Annotated in this window: 18 protein-coding genes; 10 read left to right on the forward strand and 8 right to left on the reverse strand. The window is 66.2% G+C overall.

The genetic code is table 11. The annotated features are described in order from the left end of the window. Window positions 1–8: 8 nt before the first annotated feature. From AC1Q5B_RS19840 to ykgO, 6 genes are all read right to left on the reverse strand, one after another. Window positions 9–893, reverse strand: a complete 885-nt coding sequence (locus AC1Q5B_RS19840) for a carbon-nitrogen hydrolase (protein ID WP_492633167.1) — start codon at window positions 891–893, stop codon at window positions 9–11. Between the two features lie 85 nt (window positions 894–978). Then, window positions 979–2,286: an NTP/NDP exchange transporter gene (locus AC1Q5B_RS19845; protein WP_492633168.1), complete on the reverse strand. Its 1,308-nt coding sequence runs from the start codon at window positions 2,284–2,286 to the stop codon at window positions 979–981. A 4-nt stretch (window positions 2,287–2,290) separates the two neighbouring features. Then, window positions 2,291–3,262, reverse strand: a complete 972-nt coding sequence (locus AC1Q5B_RS19850; RefSeq protein ID WP_492633169.1) for an aldo/keto reductase — start codon at window positions 3,260–3,262, stop codon at window positions 2,291–2,293. 121 nt (window positions 3,263–3,383) lie between these two features. Beyond that, the gene (locus AC1Q5B_RS19855) at window positions 3,384–4,415 is read right to left on the reverse strand and encodes an agmatine deiminase family protein (RefSeq protein WP_492633170.1); all 1,032 of its coding nucleotides are present in this window, start codon (window positions 4,413–4,415) and stop codon (window positions 3,384–3,386) included. 27 nt (window positions 4,416–4,442) lie between these two features. Beyond that, entirely contained in the window at window positions 4,443–4,769 is a 327-nt protein-coding gene (locus AC1Q5B_RS19860; RefSeq protein WP_492633171.1) for a hypothetical protein, read from the reverse strand. Between the two features lie 184 nt (window positions 4,770–4,953). Then, window positions 4,954–5,079 carry a type B 50S ribosomal protein L36 gene (gene ykgO, locus AC1Q5B_RS19865; protein ID WP_010342887.1) on the reverse strand — a complete coding sequence of 42 codons (126 nt, stop codon included), beginning with the start codon at window positions 5,077–5,079 and terminating at the stop codon, window positions 4,954–4,956. 163 nt (window positions 5,080–5,242) lie between these two features. Between ykgO and cmk the strand changes: the two genes are divergently transcribed. From cmk to AC1Q5B_RS19915, 10 genes are all read left to right on the forward strand, one after another. After that, window positions 5,243–5,920, forward strand: a complete 678-nt coding sequence (cmk, locus tag AC1Q5B_RS19870) for a (d)CMP kinase (protein ID WP_492633172.1) — start codon at window positions 5,243–5,245, stop codon at window positions 5,918–5,920. 149 nt (window positions 5,921–6,069) lie between these two features. After that, on the forward strand, window positions 6,070–7,761 hold the full coding sequence (gene rpsA / locus AC1Q5B_RS19875) for a 30S ribosomal protein S1 (protein WP_192267958.1): 1,692 nt from the start codon (window positions 6,070–6,072) through the stop codon (window positions 7,759–7,761). Window positions 7,762–7,860: 99 nt separating this feature from the next. After that, window positions 7,861–8,166, forward strand: a complete 306-nt coding sequence (locus AC1Q5B_RS19880) for an integration host factor subunit beta (RefSeq protein ID WP_055944733.1) — start codon at window positions 7,861–7,863, stop codon at window positions 8,164–8,166. 72 nt (window positions 8,167–8,238) lie between these two features. Then, complete coding sequence (locus AC1Q5B_RS19885) at window positions 8,239–8,523, forward strand: lipopolysaccharide assembly protein LapA domain-containing protein (protein WP_492633173.1); 285 nt, start codon at window positions 8,239–8,241, stop codon at window positions 8,521–8,523. 3 nt (window positions 8,524–8,526) lie between these two features. After that, entirely contained in the window at window positions 8,527–9,705 is a 1,179-nt protein-coding gene (gene lapB / locus AC1Q5B_RS19890; protein WP_492633174.1) for a lipopolysaccharide assembly protein LapB, read from the forward strand. Continuing rightward, on the forward strand, window positions 9,705–10,676 hold the full coding sequence (locus AC1Q5B_RS19895) for an MraY family glycosyltransferase (protein ID WP_492633175.1): 972 nt from the start codon (window positions 9,705–9,707) through the stop codon (window positions 10,674–10,676). The genes lapB and AC1Q5B_RS19895 overlap by 1 nt, the downstream gene beginning before the upstream one ends. Before the next feature lie 18 nt (window positions 10,677–10,694). Beyond that, window positions 10,695–12,608, forward strand: a complete 1,914-nt coding sequence (locus AC1Q5B_RS19900; RefSeq protein ID WP_492633176.1) for a polysaccharide biosynthesis protein — start codon at window positions 10,695–10,697, stop codon at window positions 12,606–12,608. Next, window positions 12,605–13,507, forward strand: a complete 903-nt coding sequence (galU, locus tag AC1Q5B_RS19905) for a UTP--glucose-1-phosphate uridylyltransferase GalU (RefSeq protein WP_492633177.1) — start codon at window positions 12,605–12,607, stop codon at window positions 13,505–13,507. Before AC1Q5B_RS19900 ends, galU begins: the two co-directional genes overlap by 4 nt. A gap of 69 nt (window positions 13,508–13,576) precedes the next feature. After that, on the forward strand, window positions 13,577–14,869 hold the full coding sequence (locus tag AC1Q5B_RS19910; RefSeq protein ID WP_492633257.1) for an NAD(P)/FAD-dependent oxidoreductase: 1,293 nt from the start codon (window positions 13,577–13,579) through the stop codon (window positions 14,867–14,869). An 8-nt stretch (window positions 14,870–14,877) separates the two neighbouring features. Continuing rightward, a complete protein-coding gene (locus AC1Q5B_RS19915) occupies window positions 14,878–15,210 on the forward strand; it encodes a tRNA-binding protein (RefSeq protein WP_492633178.1) in 333 nt (110 codons plus the stop codon). Window positions 15,211–15,282: 72 nt separating this feature from the next. On the opposite strand, the gene AC1Q5B_RS19920 is transcribed toward AC1Q5B_RS19915, so the two are convergent. Further along, the gene (locus AC1Q5B_RS19920; RefSeq protein WP_492633179.1) at window positions 15,283–16,488 is read right to left on the reverse strand and encodes an acetyl-CoA C-acyltransferase; all 1,206 of its coding nucleotides are present in this window, start codon (window positions 16,486–16,488) and stop codon (window positions 15,283–15,285) included. Between the two features lie 26 nt (window positions 16,489–16,514). Further along, window positions 16,515–18,887, reverse strand: a complete 2,373-nt coding sequence (locus AC1Q5B_RS19925) for a 3-hydroxyacyl-CoA dehydrogenase/enoyl-CoA hydratase family protein (RefSeq protein ID WP_492633180.1) — start codon at window positions 18,885–18,887, stop codon at window positions 16,515–16,517. Window positions 18,888–18,896: the final 9 nt, after the last annotated feature.

Consider the following 18,896-nt stretch of genomic DNA (forward strand, 5'->3'; position numbering starts at 1 on the left):
CCCGGACCTCAGTCGATGTAGCGCTTGAGCAGGTCGCCGTACGCATCGATGCGGCGGTCGCGCAGGAACGGCCAGATGCGGCGGACGTGTTCGCTGCGCTGCAGGTCGACGTCGGCCATCAGGAGCGTCGCGTCGCCACCGGCTTCGGCGATGAACTCGCCCTGCGGACCGAGCACATGGCTGTTGCCCCAGAACTGGATGCCGGACGCGCCGAGCGGGGAGGGCTCGTGACCGACGCGGTTGCAGCTCAGCACCGGCAGCCCGTTGGCGACCGCGTGGCCGCGATGGCTGAGTACCCAGGCATCGCGCTGGCGGTTCTTTTCCGGCTGCTCGTCGTCGGGATCCCAGCCGATCGCGGTGGGATACAGCAGCAGGTCGGCGCCGGCCAGCGCCATCAGGCGTGCGGCTTCCGGATACCACTGGTCCCAGCAGACCAGTACGCCAAGGCGGCCCACCGAGGTATCGATCGGCGTGAAGCCGATATCGCCCGGCGTGAAGTAGAACTTCTCGTAGAAGCCCGGATCGTCGGGGATGTGCATCTTGCGGTACTTGCCCGCGATGCTGCCGTCCTTTTCGTAGACGACAGCGGTGTTGTGGTACAGGCCCGCCGCGCGCCGCTCGAACAGCGACGATACCAGCACCACGCCATGCTGCTTCGCCAGCACGCCAAGACGCTCCGTGCTGGGGCCGGGAATCGGCTCGGCCAGGTCGAACTCGTCGACCGATTCATGCTGGCAGAAGTACGCACCGTTGTGCAGCTCCTGCAGCAGCACGAGCTTCGCGCCGCGTTTGGCGGCTTCGGCCACACGCGCTTCGATCACCGACAGGTTGGCGTCGGCGTCGCCATGGTTCTTTTCCTGGATCAGGGCAACGGGCAGGGTGGTGCGGCTCATCGTGCGAGGCAGGGGGGTATCGGGGGAGGCCGCATGGTACCGCGTCCTTCGTGACGGCAGGCGTCCCGGGGGTGAACGCGCGGCTTCAGGGCGTGCCGCGCGTCGCTTCCAGCCGCCGCTGCCGCTTTCCGAGTGCCACGCCGGTCACCGCCCAGGCGGCCGCCACGCCCGCGCCGATGAACATCGCCGCCGCAGGATGCTCCGCCAGCACGTCCAGCGCCCGCTTCACCCACCCGCTCAGCGCATCGCCGCCGCGGTAGACCACGGTGTCGATGAAGTTCTTCGCCTTGTACTTCTGTTCGGCCGGGACGACGGTGTACAGCATTTCGCGGCCAGGCCGCACGAAGGCGTACTCGCCGGCGCGCCGAACCACCATCACCACCACGAAGACCGCGAACACCGGCGCCAGCGCCAGCCACAGGAAGCCCGCCGCCATGATCACCGGCACGGCGACCAGCAGCACGCCGACCCCCAGCTTCTGCGCGATGCGGCCGGTGATGAACACCTGGCTGAGGATCGCCAGCGTCTGCACCACGGTGTCGATCAGCCCGAACACCTGCGTCTGTTCTTCCTTGCTGCCGAACCGTTCGGCGACCAGCTTGGCCTGTTCGAAATAGAGGAAGGTGGTGACCGTGGCCAGCAGCAGCACGAAGAAAGCGATGCCGAGCAGATAGGGCGAGCGGAACACGGCGGTCGCGCCCGCGAACGGGTTTCCTCCCAATGGCCGTTGCCGTTGTTCGGCGGAGCTGGCACCGGCAGGCAACGGATGGCGGTCGCGCCAGCGATGCAGCCAGGTCGCCGTGGCGGCGCTCGCGCCGATCAGCAGCGCCGAGAACAGCATCAGGCCCCCGTGACCCAGCGGTTTGACCAGCAGCGTGGTCAGCAGCGGACCGGCGAGGCCGCCCAGGCTCGCGCCGGCGGCGATCAGCGCGAACAGGCGCTTGGCCTCATGGCTTTCCATCACGTCGGCCAGCACGCTCCAGGCCAACGAGATCATCAGCAGGTTGATGACCGATACCCAGATGTAGAACGTGCGCGCCAGCCACACGTCGTCCGGCCGCACCAGCATCGCCGCGCCGTAGCCCAGCAGGCTGGCGACCACGACGCCGAAGACCCACGGCACGATGCGACGGCGCGACACCTTCGAGGCGATCCAGCCGTACAGCGGCAGCACCGCCAGCGTGGCGACGAAGGTGCCGGTGAACAGCCATTGCAGGTTGTCGACGCCTCCCGCGACGCCCATCGTCTCGCGGATGGGACGGAGCATGAAATAGCCGGCGAACAGCAGGAAGAACATCATCAGCCCGGCGCCGACGACCGGCGCTTCGTGGTCGCGGACATTGAACGCGCGGGCAAGCCAGCCGGCGATGCCGGGCGCGGGAGGCGATGACATCGCCTCAGGCCACTGCGGCGATCAGCGCATCGCGCTGGACCGGGGTCAGGTCGGGACCGGTGCCGGCCTTCAGGTTGTCGGTCTGGCGGTCCGGCTTTCCGGTCGCCGGGATCACCGCCGTCACCGCCGGATGGCTCAGTGCGAACTTCAGGAACGCCTGCGCCCATGACGACACGCCCGCTTCGGTCAATGCGGCCGGCACCGGTTTGTCCTTCACCTGCGCGAACAGCTTGCCGTCCTCGAACGCGCGGTTGATCAGCACGGCCACGCCCAGTTCCTGGGCCAGCGGCAGCACGCGCTTCTCGGCCCCCCGGCTGGCGACCGAGTAGTTGATCTGCAGGAAATCCGGCTTCTCCGCCTGCACGACGTTGGCCAGTTCTTCCTGTGCACGCTCGACGTAATGGGTGACGCCGACGTATTTCACCTTGCCCTGTGCCTTCAGTTCGCGCGCGACCGCCAGTTGGGTCTTCAGGTCGCCCAGGTTATGGACCTGCAGCAGCGCGACCTTGTCGGTCTTGAGCCGGCGCAGCGTGTCCTCGAACTGCGCGATGCCGGCTTCGCGACCGGTGACACCGGACAGCTTGGTCGCCAGCCAGGCCTTGCCGGTGAGGTTCTGCTCGGCGAGCAGGGCTCCCATCACGTCTTCGGCGACGCTGTAGGTGGGGGCGGTGTCGATCAGTGTTCCGCCGGCGGCAAAGAACCGCTTCAGCACTTCGCGCAGCGGGCCCAGCTCGCCCGCGCTCTGGCCGACTTCGAAGCTGCCTGAGGTGCCCATGCCGATCACCGGAACGCGCTCGCCGGTGGAGGGGATGGCGCGGGTATTCAGCGGGCCGGGCAGCACGGGCGCCGGCAGGGTGGCTGACGCAGCGGGTAGCGCATCCACGCCGCCGGCCTGGGCGGCGTCGCGGCACGCGGCCAAGCCAAAACCGGCGGTGGCCAGCGCGGTGGTGGTCAGGAACTTGCGTCGTGAATACACGGCCGTCTCCTCGATCGATGGGAAACGGTGGTTATCCGGGATCAGTCCGCATGAGATGTAAACGAACCGTTCAATCTGCGCCCAACTGATGTCACGGTGCCACGAGCCGTGGCACCGTCGCTCAGTGGAGCAGGCCCGCCGGCAACTGCATGGTGATGCAGTGGAGGCTGCCGTTCTGCCAGATCAGGGCGCGGCAAGGCACCTGCACGATTTCGCGACCCGGGTAGGCTTCCGCCAGCACGGCGGCTGCGCGGTCGTCGGCGGGATCGCCGTAGGCGGGCATCAGCACCGCGCCATTGACGATCAGGTAGTTCGCGTAAGACGCCGCCAGCCGGCGGCCGTCATCGATCACCGGCTTCGCCCACGGCAGCGGGAACTGGCGGTACGGACGGCCATCGACGGTGCGCAGCGCGGCGATGTCGACGGCCATCGCCTGCAGTTCCGCATGGTGTGTGTCGCCGGCGTCGTCGCAGGCCTGGTAGACGATGGCATCGCCGGGCGCGAAGCGGGCGAGGGTGTCGATATGGGCGTCGGTGTCGTCGCCTTCCAGATAGCCATGGTCCAGCCACAGCACGCGGTCCTGCTTCAGCCAGCGCGCCAGCTTCTCGGTCAGCTCCTCGCGCGAGGCATCGGGGTGCCGCTCGTGCAGGCATTGCCATGTCGTCAGCAGGGTGCCCGCACCATCAGTTTCGATGGCGCCACCTTCCAAAGCAAAATCAATACTTTGGACGAAATAATTATGAAACAGCTGCATGCCGGACAGTTCGCCGACCAGCCGGTCATCGCGGCTGGCTTCGTACTTGCCACCCCAACCGGTGAAACGGAAATCGAGCAGCTTGAAGCGGTCGCCGTCGCGCAGCGTGACCGGCCCGGAATCGCGCAGCCACGTGTCGTCGTATTCGGCGGGGACGAAGCGCACGCGCGCCATGTCCACGCGCGCGGAACGCAGGCGGGCTTCGGCGTACGTCTGCAGGTCGTCGTCGGCGACGCAGATCACCACGGGCTGGAAGCGGGTGATGGCAGCGACCAGGGCGACATAGGTTTCCTCGACATCGGCGAGGCGGTCGGCCCAGTCCGTCTCGGCGTGCGGCCAGGCGATCAGGATCGCGGACTGGGGTTCCCATTCCGCGGGAAAGCGATAGGCATCGATCATCGGATTACAGGGCGCGCGGAGCGCCGGTCAGCGAATGGGAGGCTTGGGGCCGATTTCTTCGGCGGACGCCTTGTTCAGTACCACGTCGATGACGCGGCTCTTTTCGAAGTAGACGGTGAAGCCCGGGTAGACCCAGCGATGGATTACCGGCCACTGCCGCTTCTGGCCGCCGCGCGGCTCCAGCTTCTGCTGGGGCGCACCGAAGCGGGCTTTGACATCGGCAGTGGTCTGTCCACGGACCGGCGCAGCGGCGGGTTGCTCCTGGGCACGCTCGATCAGCAGGGTGTCGGCGGACGCCGGACCGGCGAGGCCGAGCAGGACGATCAACGGATATGCGAGGGCGCGACGGCTCATGGTGGAACTCCCCTGGATGATCTGCCTTTTATAACAAAAGGCAGGCAACAAAAAGGCGGTCGGGAGCCGCTTTTGACATCGCTTGTCGGTGGCCCGGACGGTGGCCGCCCTGCATGGCAGCAACAAAAAACCGCCCGAAGGCGGCTTTTCTCGCATTGCCGGCCTGAGCCGGCAGTGCCGTTTCTCAGCGCTGGCGCGCCTTGAAGCGGGGATTGGACTTGCAGATCACGAAGACCTTGCCGCGGCGGCGGACCACCTTGCAGTCGCGGTGACGGGCCTTCGCCGACTTCAGGGAGGACAGGACCTTCATGAGTTGAAACCTCGGCGTAAAAGAATATGGGGTGAAGCGAAGCCCGCTATTCTAGCGGCAATTCCGCTGGCTTATCAAGCGGTTGCACGTATCGATCGTTGCCGGGGGATTCCAGGCCTCCCTCGGACGCCATAATGGTGGCGAAAATCCTCCTGGAGTGCCCATGTCCGACACCGCCCCCGTCCTTACCATCGATGGCCCCTCCGGTGCCGGCAAGGGAACCGTGAGCCGCCTGGCGGCGGCCCGGCTGGGCTGGCATTACCTGGACTCGGGGGCCTTGTACCGGGCGGTCGGCGTGGCGGCCAGTTGGGCCGATCTGGACATTTCCGACCCCGCTGCCCTGGTCCGGTGTGCATTCGATACCCGGGTGAGCTTCAGGGAATCGGAACAGGGCCTGCGGGTGATCGTCGACGATCTTGATGCCACGGACGAGCTTCGCCTCGAGACGACGGGGGCGCTGGCCTCGGCCATCGCGGCGATTCCCGAGGTCCGCTCGGCGCTCAAGGAGCGCCAGCGGGCGTTCCGGCAGCGTCCGGGCCTGGTCGCCGACGGTCGCGACATGGGGACGGTCATCTTCCCGGATGCGCCCTACAAGGTCTTTCTGACCGCCAGCGCCGACGAACGGGCGGAAAGGCGCTATAAGCAGTTGAAAGACAAAGGGGTTTCCGTCACAATCGACGGTCTGCTGCGCGAGATCCTCGCCCGCGATGCCCGTGACGCCCAGCGCACGGTGGCGCCTCTGAGGCCGGCCGACGACGCCATCCTCATCGACACCACCGGCCTCGGTATCGATGCGGTCGTCGAGCGCGTGCTGGCCCTTGTGCCTGCACGTGCAGGCTGATTCCCGCGCAGCAGAAGGTCCGTTCGGAATCCCCCGGGCGGTTTTCCAACCACAACACTCACGGCCATACGCATCCCGCGGAGGCCGACAACGGGTGGACCGTCCGCACCGCGTGCGCCGGTCTGTTTCATCAACCGAGTATTTTTTCAATGACCGAATCATTTGCCGAACTGTTTGAACAGAGCCAGACCCAACTGGCCAAGCTGAAGCCGGGCGCCATCGTCACCGGCGTCGTCGTGGAAGTCCGCAACGACGTGGTGGTGATCAACGCCGGCCTGAAGTCCGAAGGCATCGTGCCGATCGAACAGTTCCGGAACGACGCCGGCGAAATCGACGTGGGCGTGGGCGACGAAGTGAAGGTGGCCCTCGACTCGATCGAGAACGGCTTCGGCGAAACCGTCCTCTCGCGCGAGAAGGCCAAGCGCGCCATGGTGTGGGACGAGCTGGAGCAGGCGCTGGAGAAGAACGAAACCATCACCGGCCGCATCAGCGGCAAGGTCAAGGGTGGTTTCACCGTCGACATCAAGGACGTCCGCGCGTTCCTGCCGGGCTCGCTAGTCGACGTGCGCCCCGTGCGCGACCCGGGCTACCTGGAAGGCAAGGAGCTGGAGTTCAAGCTCATCAAGCTGGATCGCAAGCGCAACAATGTGGTCGTCTCCCGCCGTGCGGTGGTCGAGAGCGAGCATTCGGAAGAGCGCGAGCAGCTGATGGACAAGCTGCAGGAAGGCGTGGTGCTGAAGGGTGTGGTCAAGAACCTCACCGACTACGGCGCGTTCGTCGACCTGGGCGGCATCGACGGCCTGCTGCACATCACCGACATGGCGTGGAAGCGCGTGCGTCATCCGTCCGAAGTCGTGGAAGTCGGCCAGGAGCTGGACGTCCGTGTGCTGAAGTACGACCGTGAGCGCAACCGCGTCTCGCTGGGCCTGAAGCAGCTGGGCGAGGATCCGTGGGACAACATCGCCCGCCGTTACCCGGCCAACAGCCGCGTGTTCGGCAAGGTCTCCAACGTCACCGATTACGGTGCGTTCGTCGAGATCGAGCCGGGCGTCGAAGGTCTGGTGCACGTGTCCGAGATGGATTGGACCAACAAGAACGTCAACCCGTCCAAGGTTGTCCAGGTTGGCGATGAAGTCGAAGTCATGGTGCTGGACGTGGACGAAGAGCGTCGCCGCATCTCGCTGGGCATGAAGCAGGTCGCCGCCAATCCGTGGGAGACCTTCGCGGCCACCCACAAGAAGAACGACAAGGTGTCCGGCCAGATCAAGTCGATCACCGACTTCGGCATCTTCATCGGCCTGGACGGCGGCATCGACGGCCTGATCCACCTGTCCGACATCAGCTGGAACACCACCGGCGAAGACATCGTCCGCAACTTCAAGAAGGGCGACACGCTGGAAGCCGTCGTGCTGGCCGTCGATCCGGAGCGCGAGCGCATCAGCCTGGGCGTGAAGCAGTTGGAGCAGGATCCGTTCGGCCAGTACATGGCGGCGCATCCGAAGGGCTCGAAGGTCGAAGGCACGGTGAAGGAAGTGGACGCCAAGGGCGCCACGGTCGAACTGGCCGACGGCATCGAGGGCTACGTGATGGCGCGGGACATCAGCTACGACCGCGTGGACGATGCCAGCCAGCACCTGAAGGTCGGCGACAAGGTCGAAGCCAAGTTCATCGGCATGGACCGCAAGGGCCGCACGCTGCAGCTGTCGATCAAGGCGAAGGACGAAGCCGAGACGGCCGAAGCGCTGGCGGAGTACAACAAGTCGGCCGCCGAAGCGTCCACCGGTACCACCAGCCTGGGCGCGCTGCTGCGCGCGCAGCTGGACGGTGGCAAGTCCGAGTAAGCGCGGCTCGCGCCGTTGCAGTACCACCCGCAGTAACGTTCCCCGCCGGCCCGGATATCCCGGGCCGGTGCGGGTTCACCCGCCCGACTTCCGCACGCGATGACCAAATCCGAACTCATCGAGATCCTCAGCCGCCGCCAGCCGCACCTCAAGGCGGAGGATGTGGACCTGGCCGTCAAGGCATTGCTGGAAATGATGGGCGGCGCCCTGTCGCAGGGCGACCGCATCGAGATCCGGGGTTTCGGCAGTTTTTCGCTGCACTACCGTCCGCCGCGCATGGGTCGCAACCCCAAGACCGGCGAGTCGGTCGCGCTGCCGGCCAAGCATGTTCCCCATTTCAAACCGGGCAAGGAGCTGCGCGAACGCGTCAGCGACGTCACGCCCATCGAGGAAAGCGGGGAATAGCCCCTGCGACTGGCGCGTGTCGTTCCGCGCCGACTCCGTTAAGCTAGGCGCCGTCCTGCAAGGAGTCGCCTGATGAACATGTTCCGCCTGGTCGTCGCTCTGCTGTTCCTGGCCTACGGACTCATCATCGGCGTGCTCAACACGCAGTCGATCACGCTGAAACTCCTGTTCACCGAATTCCAGACCTCGTCCGGCGTGGGCATCATGCTGTCCCTGCTGCTGGGCGTGGTGGTCGGCGGATTGATCGTGCTGGCCACGCTGGTATGGCCGCTTTACGCCAAGTTGCGCAAGGCGACCCGGGCCGCCGCAACGACCGCGAACAGCACAGGCGCAACGACCGTCGACGGCGGCGTCTGACCCATGGCGTTCCTGACCGAATGGTTCTGGTTCTTCCTGTTCCTCCCGCTGGCCGCGCTCAGCGGCTGGATCGTCGGCCGCCGCGGCGGACAACGGCATGGGGATACCCAGGTCAGCCGTCTTTCCAGCACCTACTTCCGCGGCCTCAACTATCTGCTCAACGAGCAGCCGGACAAGGCCATCGAACTGTTCCTGCACATCGCGGAACTGGACAAGGAAACCTTCGAGACCCAGGTCGCACTGGGTCACCTGTTTCGCCGGCGCGGCGAGGTGGACCGTGCCATCCGCCTCCACCAGGGGCTGGTGCAGCGTGCCGACCTCAGCGATGCGCAACGTGTGCAGGCATTGCTGGCGCTGGGCGAGGACTATATGCGTTCGGGGCTTCTTGATCGTGCGGAAACGGTCTTCTCCGACCTGGCCCAGATCGACCAGCGCGCACCGCAGGCACTCAAGCACCTGATCGGCATCTACCAGGCGGAGAGGGATTGGGAAAAGGCGATCGACAATGCCCGTCGCTACGAGGAAGTGACGGCGGAGCCGATGGGCAAACTGGTGGCGCAGTTCGAATGCGAACTTGCCGAGCGGCAACGCACCGCGAACAACATCGAGGCGGCCCGCTCGGCGGTAGCCCGCGCCTACCAGGCCGATGCCGGCAGCGTGCGTGCGGGCATCATCGAAGGACGTATCGAGTCCGATGCCGGCAATGCGGAAGCCGCCATCCGCGCATTCGAGCGCGCCGCGCGCCATGACCCCGACTATCTTCCTGAAGTGCTGCCCAGCCTGCTCGCCAGCTATGACCAGGTCGGCGACTTGTCCGGCGCGCGCGCTTTCCTGTCCGAGATGTGTGAGCACTATCGCGGCATCGCACCGGTGCTGGCGCTGACCAAGCTGGTCGAGCGGCAGGAGGGCGTGGCCGCCGCACGCGCGTACCTGGCCAGGCAGCTCAAGGACCGGCCATCGGTCAGGGGCGAGGCCTCATTGATCGACCTGACGCTGGCGGAAGGGGCGGATCCCGCCGCTACCCTGCACGACCTGAAGCACATCACCGACCAACTGTTGGTGCGCAATCCCAGCTACCGCTGCACACGCTGCGGTTTCGGGGCGCGGACCCACCACTGGCAGTGCCCCAGCTGCAAGGAGTGGGGGACGGTCAAGCCGCTTTTGAACTACGCGGTGGTTTGATGCCTGACGCGTTCGTCTGGGTGGGGGGGCTGTCTGCCGCCGCCGGGGTGGGCACGTGGGGGGCGCTGCACTACGCGTTGCGCGGCAACCTCATGGATCAACCAGGCGACCGGCGCAGCCATACGGTCGCCACGCCTCGTGGCGGCGGTATCGCCATTGTGCTGGTGGTGCTGCTGGCCGGCGCTTACCTGGCGACCCGGCGCGAACCGGTCGATGCCATGTGGCTCGGGTTTCTCCCCGGACTCCTGATCGTGTCCGGGATTGGCTGGTGGGACGATCACCGCCCCCTTTCGCCTTGGTTGCGGCTCGCGGTGCAGGCCGTCGCGGCGCTCATGTTGGCGCTGGGGGTGGGGTGGCAGAGCGGTCAGTGGTTACCGGCTGTCGCGGCGTTCGCAGCGGCGATGGTCCTGGTCAATGTCTGGAACTTCATGGATGGCATCAATGGCCTCGCCGCGAGCCAGGCTGCGCTGGCGGCACTCAGCTACGCCGTGCTCTTGACCGGCGAGTGGCATGGGTTGGCGCTGGCGTTGCTCGCCGGCTGCCTGGGCTTTCTGCCTTTCAACTTCCCCCGCGCCAGGATTTTCCTGGGAGATGTGGGCAGTGGCGCGCTGGGGTACATACTGGCGGCGCTGGCGACAGCGGGTGCGGTTCAACTGCCGTCGGCCAAAGTTCCCTTGTTATTGCTGCCGCTCGGCGTATTCCTCGTCGACGCTGGCTTCACATTGTCAGGGCGCATCCTGCGCGGCGAACAATGGTGGACACCGCATGTCAGCCACCTTTACCAGGTCATGGCTCGACGGATCGGACATACCGCTGTAACAGTGATTTACATAGCATTCGGCGGTGTAAGCTTATTGTTAAGCTATGTGTGGACGCCGGCGTCGCATTTCACCGCCGTCTGTGTTGTAGCTGCGCTCTATGTTGCGGGTGGCGCGCTGTGGGTTTTATTGCGCCGAGGATGGCGCGGCTAGTATTGGGAGAGGGAGCTAATGGAATCCTGGCGGGACCGTTTGAGCGGGTTCATGCCCCGTGCCCTGGTGGCAATCCACGATCTGGCCATGGTCTGGCTGTGCTGGCAGGTTCTGCACCGGGTCCGCTATGCGATGCTCCCGCACCAGCCAGAGTTCCCTTTGTGGTCCAACGAGATCGCGGTCGTCCTTCTTGCCCAGGGCGCGGTGTTCTGGTGGATGGGGTTGTATCGCGGCCTCTGGCGCTTCGCCAGTCTCCCGGACCTGTGGAACATCGTGAAGGCTTGCGCCCTGGGGTTCCTCGGCGTGGTCCTTGGTCTGTTCTTCTACAACCGGTTCGGGTCCACGCCGCGGGCCGTGCTGGGATTCTATCCCTTCGCACTGGTGGGCTTCTTGGGGCTCCCCCGGCTTGTTTACCGGGCCTGGAAAGACGGTCAGGTCCAGCGCAGCAGCGACAATGCCTCGCGCGTACTGGTACTAGGCGCTGGGCGAGCCGGTGAAGCGCTTGTCAGGGAGCTGCGCCGGACCGGTGTCTACCATCCCGTCGCCTTCCTCGACGACGCGTCCCGATTGCACGGGTCCAAGCTGTTGGGTGTTCCGGTGCTTGGCGGGCTCGAAAACGCGGCGGCGGTCGCGCGCGAGACCGCCGCACGCATGCTTGTCATCGCCATGCCATCGCTCGATGCGCCTTCCATGCAGCGTGTCGTGGCGATCTGCGAAAGCACGGGGCTGCCGTTCAGGATGGTGCCTCGGCTGGTCAATGTCCTAGAAGGCCAGTCCATGCCGGGCGACTTGAAGGAAGTCGCGATCGAAGACCTGCTGGGACGGAAGTCGGTCACGCCGGACTGGAAGCTGATTCGCGGTTGGCTGGGCGGTCGCACCGTCATGGTGACGGGCGCGGGCGGGTCGATCGGTTCGGAGCTCTGCAGGCAGTGCGCGCGTCATGGCGCGCAGCGGATCGCGCTGGTCGAGATCGACGAACTGGCCCTGATCACGATCCAGGGCGACCTGCGGCGCGCCTTCCCGGACCTCGAAGTCCTCCCCGTTCTCGGTAATTGCGGCGATCCCGCCGTCATCGCGCATGCCTTGCGGGTGGCGGAGCCGGATGCGGTCTTCCATGCGGCGGCCTACAAGCAGGTCCCGTTGCTGGAGGGTCACCTGCGAGAGGCGGTCGGCAACAACGTCCTGGCGACGGAGACGGTCGCGCGTGCCTGCCGCGAGGCTGGCGTGGGTACCTTCGTCCTCATCTCGACGGACAAGGCCGTGGATCCGGTCAATGTGCTGGGGGCGACCAAGCGCCTTGCCGAAATGGCCTGCCAGGCGCTGGATGATGCGCGCTCGGGTACGCGCTATGTCACCGTGCGGTTTGGCAACGTGCTGGATTCGGCCGGCAGCGTGGTCCCCCTGTTTCGCGAGCAGATACGCAAGGGCGGACCGGTGACGGTTACCGACCCGGACGTCACCCGCTACTTCATGACGATTCCGGAGGCATGCCAGTTGATCCTGCAGGCGGCGTCCGGAGCGGCCCACGCGTCCATCTACACGTTGGACATGGGCGATCCCGTGCCGATCCGCCTGCTGGCCGAGCAGATGATCCGCCTGGCAGGCAAGCAGCCCGGGCGCGACATCGTGATCGTCTATACCGGCCTGCGCCCGGGCGAGAAATTGCATGAAACGTTGTTCCACGCGGATGAGCGTTACCAGCCCACATCGCACTCGAAGATCATGAAGGCGCTGGCGCGTGACGTATCGCCGGAGTTTCTGGACCTCGCGTTGCAGCGCTTGCGTGCGGCCTACACCCGCTATGACACCGCAGAACTGGGTGAGGTACTCAAGGTCGCCGTACCGGAGTTCGCCCCGCTGTCAAATGATCTTGACGACGCCTCGGCTAATATCGTGGTTTTCCCAGGCCGCGATGCGCGCAGGATCCGATGACTCGAGCAAGAATCCGTAAGGCCGTATTCCCCGTCGCCGGCCTGGGCACACGCTTTCTGCCGGCGACCAAGACCGTTCCCAAGGAGATGCTGCCGATCATCGATCGGCCGTTGATCCAGTACGCCGTGGACGAGGCGATCGAGGCGGGCTGCGATACGCTGATCTTCGTCACCAACCGCTACAAGCATGCGGTGGCGGATTACTTCGACAAAGCGTACGAACTCGAGCAGAAGCTGGAGCGCGCGGGCAAGACCGAGCAGCTCGAACTGGTGCGCAACGTACTGCCGCCGCATGTGCGCGCCGTGTTCGTCACCCAGGCCGAAGCGCTGGGTCTGGGACATGCGGTGCTCTGCGCCAAACCCATCGTCGGCGACGAGCCGTTCGCCGTGCTGCTGCCCGATGACCTGATCTGGAACCGGGGTCCCGGCGCACTCAAGCAGATGGCGGATGCGGCGGAAGCGAGCGGTGGCAGCGTTATTGCGGTGCAGGATGTGCCGCCGGAACAGACGGCGAGTTACGGCATCGTCGCCACCGAGACCTTCGCCGGGCGCGAGGGACGCATCAGCGCGATCGTCGAGAAACCCAGGCCTGACGTGGCGCCCAGCACGCTCGCTGTGGTCGGTCGCTATGTTCTGGATGCACGCATCTTTTCGCTGCTCGAAAGCACCACGCCCGGCGCCGGCGGCGAGATCCAGCTGACCGACGCCATCGCCGCGCTGCTGGCGGAAAAGCCAGTGCATGCCTACCGCTTCCAGGGCACGCGTTTCGACTGCGGTACGCATATCGGGTTGATCGAAGCCACGATCCGCTACGCGCTCGATCACGAGAAACTCAGCGACGCCGCGCGCGATACGATGCAGAACGCACTGGATGAGCTCGGGGTGCGGGACCTCGGTTGACGGTCCCGGCATCGGCAACGTCCGATGCGTTTCCGGCTTTCAACGTCCCCGGGAAACCGCGCCGTGCAGATGTCGTCACGCAACTACTACGTGGATACGGCAGGTGGCGAGCCCGCCCTGTCGATGCTCGACTCTCGAGTGAACGCATCGGTTTGCGTCGTGGGCGGGGGCTTCGCCGGCCTGAACACGGCCCTGGGCCTGGCCGAGCGCGGCGTCCGCGAGGTCGTGCTGCTCGAAGCGGATACCCCTGCCTTCGGCGCCTCGGGCCGCAATGGTGGCTTCGTGTTCGGAGGCTTCTCGCGGGGCGAGTCGGCGCTGCTGCGCGACCTGGGGCAGGTGCGTGCGAAAGCACTGTATGCCGGCACGACGCAGGCGGTGGAATTGATCCGCGGCCGGATCGCGCGGCACGGCATCGATTGCGATGACGCCCAGGTCGGCATCCTGTGGGCGAACTGGTTCCGCGATCAGGCGGTGCTTCGCCAGCGGCAGACATTGCTTGCCGATGTGTTCGGGCAGGACTGGCAATGGATGGACCGCGACGACGTCCGCCAGCGATTGCGCACGACGCGCTACCACGATGCCCTGTTCGAACCGAGCGCCTTCCACTTCCATCCCTTGAAGTATGCGAACGGGCTGGTGCGCGCGGCAGGCAAGCAGGGCGTCTCGATCTTTGCGCATTCGCCCGCGGTTTCGCTGGCGAAGGTCGGTGAGGGCTGGCGCGTCACGACCCCATCGGGGAGCGTGGACGCCAGACAGGTGGTGCTGGCCTGCGGTGGATATCTGGCGGGTCTGCACCGTCGGGTCGACGCGGGCGTGCTGCCGATCGCGACCTACGTGATGGTCACCGAGCCGCTCGGCGAGCGCATGGACGAGGCGATGCGCACCCGGGCGGCGGTCTACGACACCCGCTTCGCCTTCGACTACTATCGGCCGCTGCCGGATTCCCGCGTGCTGTGGGGCGGGCGCATTTCCATTCTCGACCGTTCACCCCAGGCGGTCAGGCGCCTGCTGTACCGGGACATGCTGAAAGTCTTTCCGCAACTGGAGGGCGTGGGCATCGAGTACGCATGGTCCGGACTGATGAGTTATGCGCGCCATGAGATGCCGCAGATCGGTCAGGTCGAACCGGGACTCTGGGTGGCGCAGGCGTTCGGCGGCCATGGCGTGGCGCCTACGACGCTCGCCGGCGAGGTCATCGCCGCCGCCATCGCGGAAGGCGACGCGCGTTGGCGCGAGTTCTCGGCGTACGGTCTGGTGTCGGCGATGAAGCCCGCGGGCTTCCTGGGCGCGCAGGTGAGCTATTGGTGGGCCGAGGCCAGGGATGCATGGAAGGCACGGGCAGAGGCGAGGGCGGGGACATGAGGGTGCCAATGGACGTCATCGCATGGGACGACTTCATGCGCGTGCAACTCTGTGCGGGCACGGTGTTGCGGGTGGAACCGTTCCCCGAGGCACGCAAGCCCGCGTGGAAGCTGTGGGTCGATTTCGGCCCGCATGGCGTCAGGAAGACCAGTGCGCAGGTCCGGGCGCTTTATGCGCCGGAGGATCTGATCGGACGGCAGATCGTGGGCGTGATCAACTTTCCGCCGAAGCAGGTGGGGCCGTTCGTGTCGGAGTTCCTGCTGACCGGCTTCCATACCGACGAGGGTGTGGTGATCACCACGGTTGAACGCCCTGTGCCCGACGGCGCGCGGATGGCGTGAAGCCCGCCGCTGGCAGACAAGGAAATGGCGCCTCACGGCGCCATCTCTTCTTGCAGCATGCAATGGGTTCGCTTACAGCGATTCGAAGATGCCCGCCGCGCCCATGCCGGTGCCGATGCACATGGTCACCATGCCGTACTTTTTCTGGTGGCGGCGCATGCCGTGCACGATCGTGGCGGTGCGGATGGCGCCGGTCGCGCCCAGCGGATGACCGAGCGCGATCGCGCCGCCCAGCGGATTGATCTTCGACGCATCCAGTTCGCTGTCGCGGATTACCGCCAGCGCCTGCGCGGCGAAGGCTTCGTTGAGTTCGATCCAGTCCAGCTGGTCCTTGGTCAGGCCGGCCTGCTTCAATGCCTTCGGGATCGCCGCGATCGGTCCGATACCCATCACTTCCGGGCGGACGCCGGCGACGGAGAAGCTGACGAAGCGGGCGAGCGGGGTCAGGCCGTAGTCCTTGATCGCCTGCTCCGAGGCCAGCAGCACGCCAGCCGCGCCGTCGCTCATCTGCGACGAGGTGCCGGCAGTCACGGTGCCGCCGAACTGCGGGTTGCGGAACACGGTACGCAGCTTGGCCAAGCCTTCCAGCGACGTGTCGGCGCGCGGGCCTTCGTCCTGCTCGACCAGCAGCTTCTTCAGGCGCACCGTGTTGCCGGCCAGGTCGGGCTGGCGCGAGATCACTTCGTACGGGCTGATCTCGTCCCTGAATTCGCCAGCGGCCTGCGCGGCCAGCGCCTTCTGGTGCGAGGCGACGGCGAAGGCGTCCTGATCCTCGCGCGAGATCTTCCATTCTTCGGCCACCTTCTCGGCGGTGATGCCCATGCCGTAGGCGATGGCCACGTGGTCGTTGTCGAACACGCTGGGCGCCATAGCGATCTTGTTGCCCATCATCGGCACCATGCTCATGCTCTCGGTGCCGCCGGCCAGCATCAGGTCGGCGTTGCCGAGCCGGATCTGGTCCGCCGCCATCGCCACGGCCTGCAGGCCGGAGGAGCAGAACCGGTTGATGGTCTGCGCCGCGATCGTGTTCGGCAGGCCCGCGAGCAGCAGGCCGATGCGCGCCACGTTCATGCCTTGCTCGGCTTCCGGCATCGCGCAGCCGATGATGGCGTCGTCGATGCGGTTGAGGTCGATGCCCGGCGCCTGCGCCACGACCGACTTCAGCACGTGCGCCAGCATGTCGTCCGGACGGGTGTTGCGGAACACGCCCTTGGGCGCCTTGCCGACCGGGGTGCGGGTAGCGGCGACGATATAGGCTTCTTGTACTTGCTTGCTCATGTCTCTGTGTCCTGTGTCGTCGTCGGTCAGTTACGCAGCGGCTTGCCGGTCTTCAGCATGTGCGCGATGCGGGCCTGGGTCTTTTCCTGCTGGGCCAGCTCGACGAAATGCTGGCGTTCCAGCTTCAGCAGCCACTCCTCGTCGACCAGCGAACCGCGGTCGATCTCGCCGCCGCACAGCACGGTGGCGATGCGCACCGCGATCTCGTAGTCGTACGGGCTGATGAAGCGGCCTTCAAGCATGTTGACCAGCATCATCTTGAAAGTGGCGATGCCGACGTCGCCGGCCACCTGGATGCGGCGGGCGGGCAGCGGCGGGCGATAGCCGCTTTCGGACAGTTGCAGCACCTGCTGCTTGGCCACGTAGAGCTGCTCGTAGGCGTTGAACACGACCAGGTCGTTGGCGCGCACCAGGCCCAGTTCCTTCGCCTCCACGGCGGAGGCGGAGACCTTGGCCATCGCCACGGTCTCGAAGGTCTTCTTCAGCTCGGCGAACACGTCGCCGCCCGGACCCGCGGCCTGCGACGCGCGCACGGCGATTTCCTTCAGGCCGCCGCCGGCCGGCAGCAGGCCGACGCCCGCTTCGACCAAGCCGATGTAGCTCTCCAGCGCGAGCACCGTGCGGGCGCTATGCATCTGGAACTCGCAGCCGCCGCCGAGCGCCAGGCCACGCACGGCCGCCACGACCGGGACCAGCGAATACTTGATGCGCTGGCTGGTGGCCTGGAAGTTGGCGACCATCGCTTCGAACTCGGCGATCTTGCCCGCCTGCAACGCACCCAGCGCCCCGGCCAGGTCGGCGCCGGCGGAGAAGGGCTCCTTCGGCTGCCAGATCACCAGGCCCTTGAACGTCTGCTCGGCGATGGTGATCGCCTGCTGCAGGCCATCCAGCACGGCGTCGGACACGGTGTGCATCTTGGTCTTGAAGCTGACCACGCCGATACCGTCGCCGTCGGTCCACAGGCGCACGCCGTCGTTCTCGAACACCGTCTCGCCCTGCGGGAAGACCTCGCCGAGCAGCGGATCGGGGAAGCGCTGGCGCCTGTACACGGCCAGCGAAGAGCGTGGCAGCTTGGCGTTCTTGACCGGGCTGTAGCTGCCCTCGGCCGCATGCACGCCCTCGCGGCCGTCGAATACCCAGTTCGGCAACGGCGCGCTGCTCATGGCCTTGCCGGCCACGATATCGTCGGCGATCCACTGCGCCACCTGCTTCCAGCCGGCGGCCTGCCAGGTCTCGAACGGGCCAAGGCTCCAGCCGTAGCCCCAGCGGATGGCCAGGTCGACGTCACGTGCGGTCTCGGCGATGTCGGCCAGGTGGTAAGCGCTGTAATGAAAGAGGTCGCGGAACACCGCCCACAGGAACTGCGCCTGCGGATGCTGGCTCTCGCGCAGCCTGGCGAACTTCTCGGCCGGGTTGCGGATCTTCAGGATCTCGACCACCTCGGGTGCCGCGGTGCGGTCCGAGGCGCGATAGTCCTGCTTCTCCAGGTCGAGGACCACGATGTCCTTGCCGACCTTGCGGAAGATGCCGGCGCCGGTCTTCTGGCCCAGCGCGCCCTTGGCGATCAGCGCTTCCAGCCACTTCGGCGCCTTGAAATAGCTGTGCCAAGGATCCTCCGGCAGGGTGTCGGCCATGGTCTTGATGACATGCGCCATGGTGTCTAGGCCCACCACGTCCGAGGTGCGGTAGGTCGCCGACTTCGGACGGCTGATCAGCGGACCGGTGATGGCATCCACCTCGTCGAAGCCCAGCTTGAACTCGCCCGTGTGGTGGGCGGTGGCCAGGATCGAGAACACGCCGATCCGGTTGCCGATGAAGTTCGGCGTGTCCTTGGCGTAGACCACGCCCTTGCCGAGCGTGGTGGTCAGGAAGGTCTCGAGGCCTTCCAGCACCGAGGCGTCGGTGGATTTGGCCGGGATCAGTTCGGCCAGGTGCATGTACCGCGGCGGATTGAAGAAGTGCACGCCGCAGAAGCGGTGGCGAAGCTGTTCCGGAAGAACTTCGGCCAGCTTGTTGATGCCCAGGCCCGAGGTATTGCTGGCGAGCACGGCGTGATCGGCCACGAACGGGGCGATCTTCTTGTACAGGTCCTGCTTCCAGTCCATCCGCTCGGCGATGGCTTCGATGATCAGGTCGCAGCCTTTCAGGTGCTCCAGCCCGGTCTCGTAGTTGGCCGGGGTGATCGCCTCGGCCAGCGACTTGCTGGCCAGCGGGGCAGGGCTGAGCTTGGCCAGGTTGGCGATGGCCTTCTGGACGATGCCGTCGGGGTGACCGTCCTTGGCGGGCAGGTCGAACAGCACGGTGTCGACGCCGGCATTGGTCAGGTGGGCGGCGATCTGCGCGCCCATCACGCCGGCGCCCAGCACGGCCGCCTTGCGAACAAGCAGGGGGTTGGACATGGGATTTCC

This window comes from Pseudoxanthomonas sp. GW835-FHT14C01 (assembly GCF_058793715.1).

Bases quoted from the DNA above. Each gene is read 5' to 3' on its own strand.
- AC1Q5B_RS19840 (WP_492633167.1), bottom strand. From the start codon at position 893: ATGAGCCGCACCACCCTGCCCGTTGCCCTGATCCAGGAAAAGAACCAT.
- AC1Q5B_RS19845 (WP_492633168.1), bottom strand. From the start codon at position 2,286: ATGTCATCGCCTCCCGCGCCCGGCATCGCCGGCTGGCTTGCCCGCGCG.
- AC1Q5B_RS19855 (WP_492633170.1), bottom strand. From the start codon at position 4,415: ATGATCGATGCCTATCGCTTTCCCGCGGAATGGGAACCCCAGTCCGCG.
- AC1Q5B_RS19860 (WP_492633171.1), bottom strand. From the start codon at position 4,769: ATGAGCCGTCGCGCCCTCGCATATCCGTTGATCGTCCTGCTCGGCCTC.
- ykgO (WP_010342887.1), bottom strand. From the start codon at position 5,079: ATGAAGGTCCTGTCCTCCCTGAAGTCGGCGAAGGCCCGTCACCGCGAC.
- cmk (WP_492633172.1), top strand. From the start codon at position 5,243: ATGTCCGACACCGCCCCCGTCCTTACCATCGATGGCCCCTCCGGTGCC.
- rpsA (WP_192267958.1), top strand. From the start codon at position 6,070: ATGACCGAATCATTTGCCGAACTGTTTGAACAGAGCCAGACCCAACTG.
- AC1Q5B_RS19880 (WP_055944733.1), top strand. From the start codon at position 7,861: ATGACCAAATCCGAACTCATCGAGATCCTCAGCCGCCGCCAGCCGCAC.
- AC1Q5B_RS19885 (WP_492633173.1), top strand. From the start codon at position 8,239: ATGAACATGTTCCGCCTGGTCGTCGCTCTGCTGTTCCTGGCCTACGGA.
- lapB (WP_492633174.1), top strand. From the start codon at position 8,527: ATGGCGTTCCTGACCGAATGGTTCTGGTTCTTCCTGTTCCTCCCGCTG.
- AC1Q5B_RS19895 (WP_492633175.1), top strand. From the start codon at position 9,705: ATGCCTGACGCGTTCGTCTGGGTGGGGGGGCTGTCTGCCGCCGCCGGG.
- AC1Q5B_RS19900 (WP_492633176.1), top strand. From the start codon at position 10,695: ATGGAATCCTGGCGGGACCGTTTGAGCGGGTTCATGCCCCGTGCCCTG.
- galU (WP_492633177.1), top strand. From the start codon at position 12,605: ATGACTCGAGCAAGAATCCGTAAGGCCGTATTCCCCGTCGCCGGCCTG.
- AC1Q5B_RS19910 (WP_492633257.1), top strand. From the start codon at position 13,577: ATGTCGTCACGCAACTACTACGTGGATACGGCAGGTGGCGAGCCCGCC.
- AC1Q5B_RS19915 (WP_492633178.1), top strand. From the start codon at position 14,878: ATGGACGTCATCGCATGGGACGACTTCATGCGCGTGCAACTCTGTGCG.
- AC1Q5B_RS19920 (WP_492633179.1), bottom strand. From the start codon at position 16,488: ATGAGCAAGCAAGTACAAGAAGCCTATATCGTCGCCGCTACCCGCACC.
- AC1Q5B_RS19925 (WP_492633180.1), bottom strand. From the start codon at position 18,887: ATGTCCAACCCCCTGCTTGTTCGCAAGGCGGCCGTGCTGGGCGCCGGC.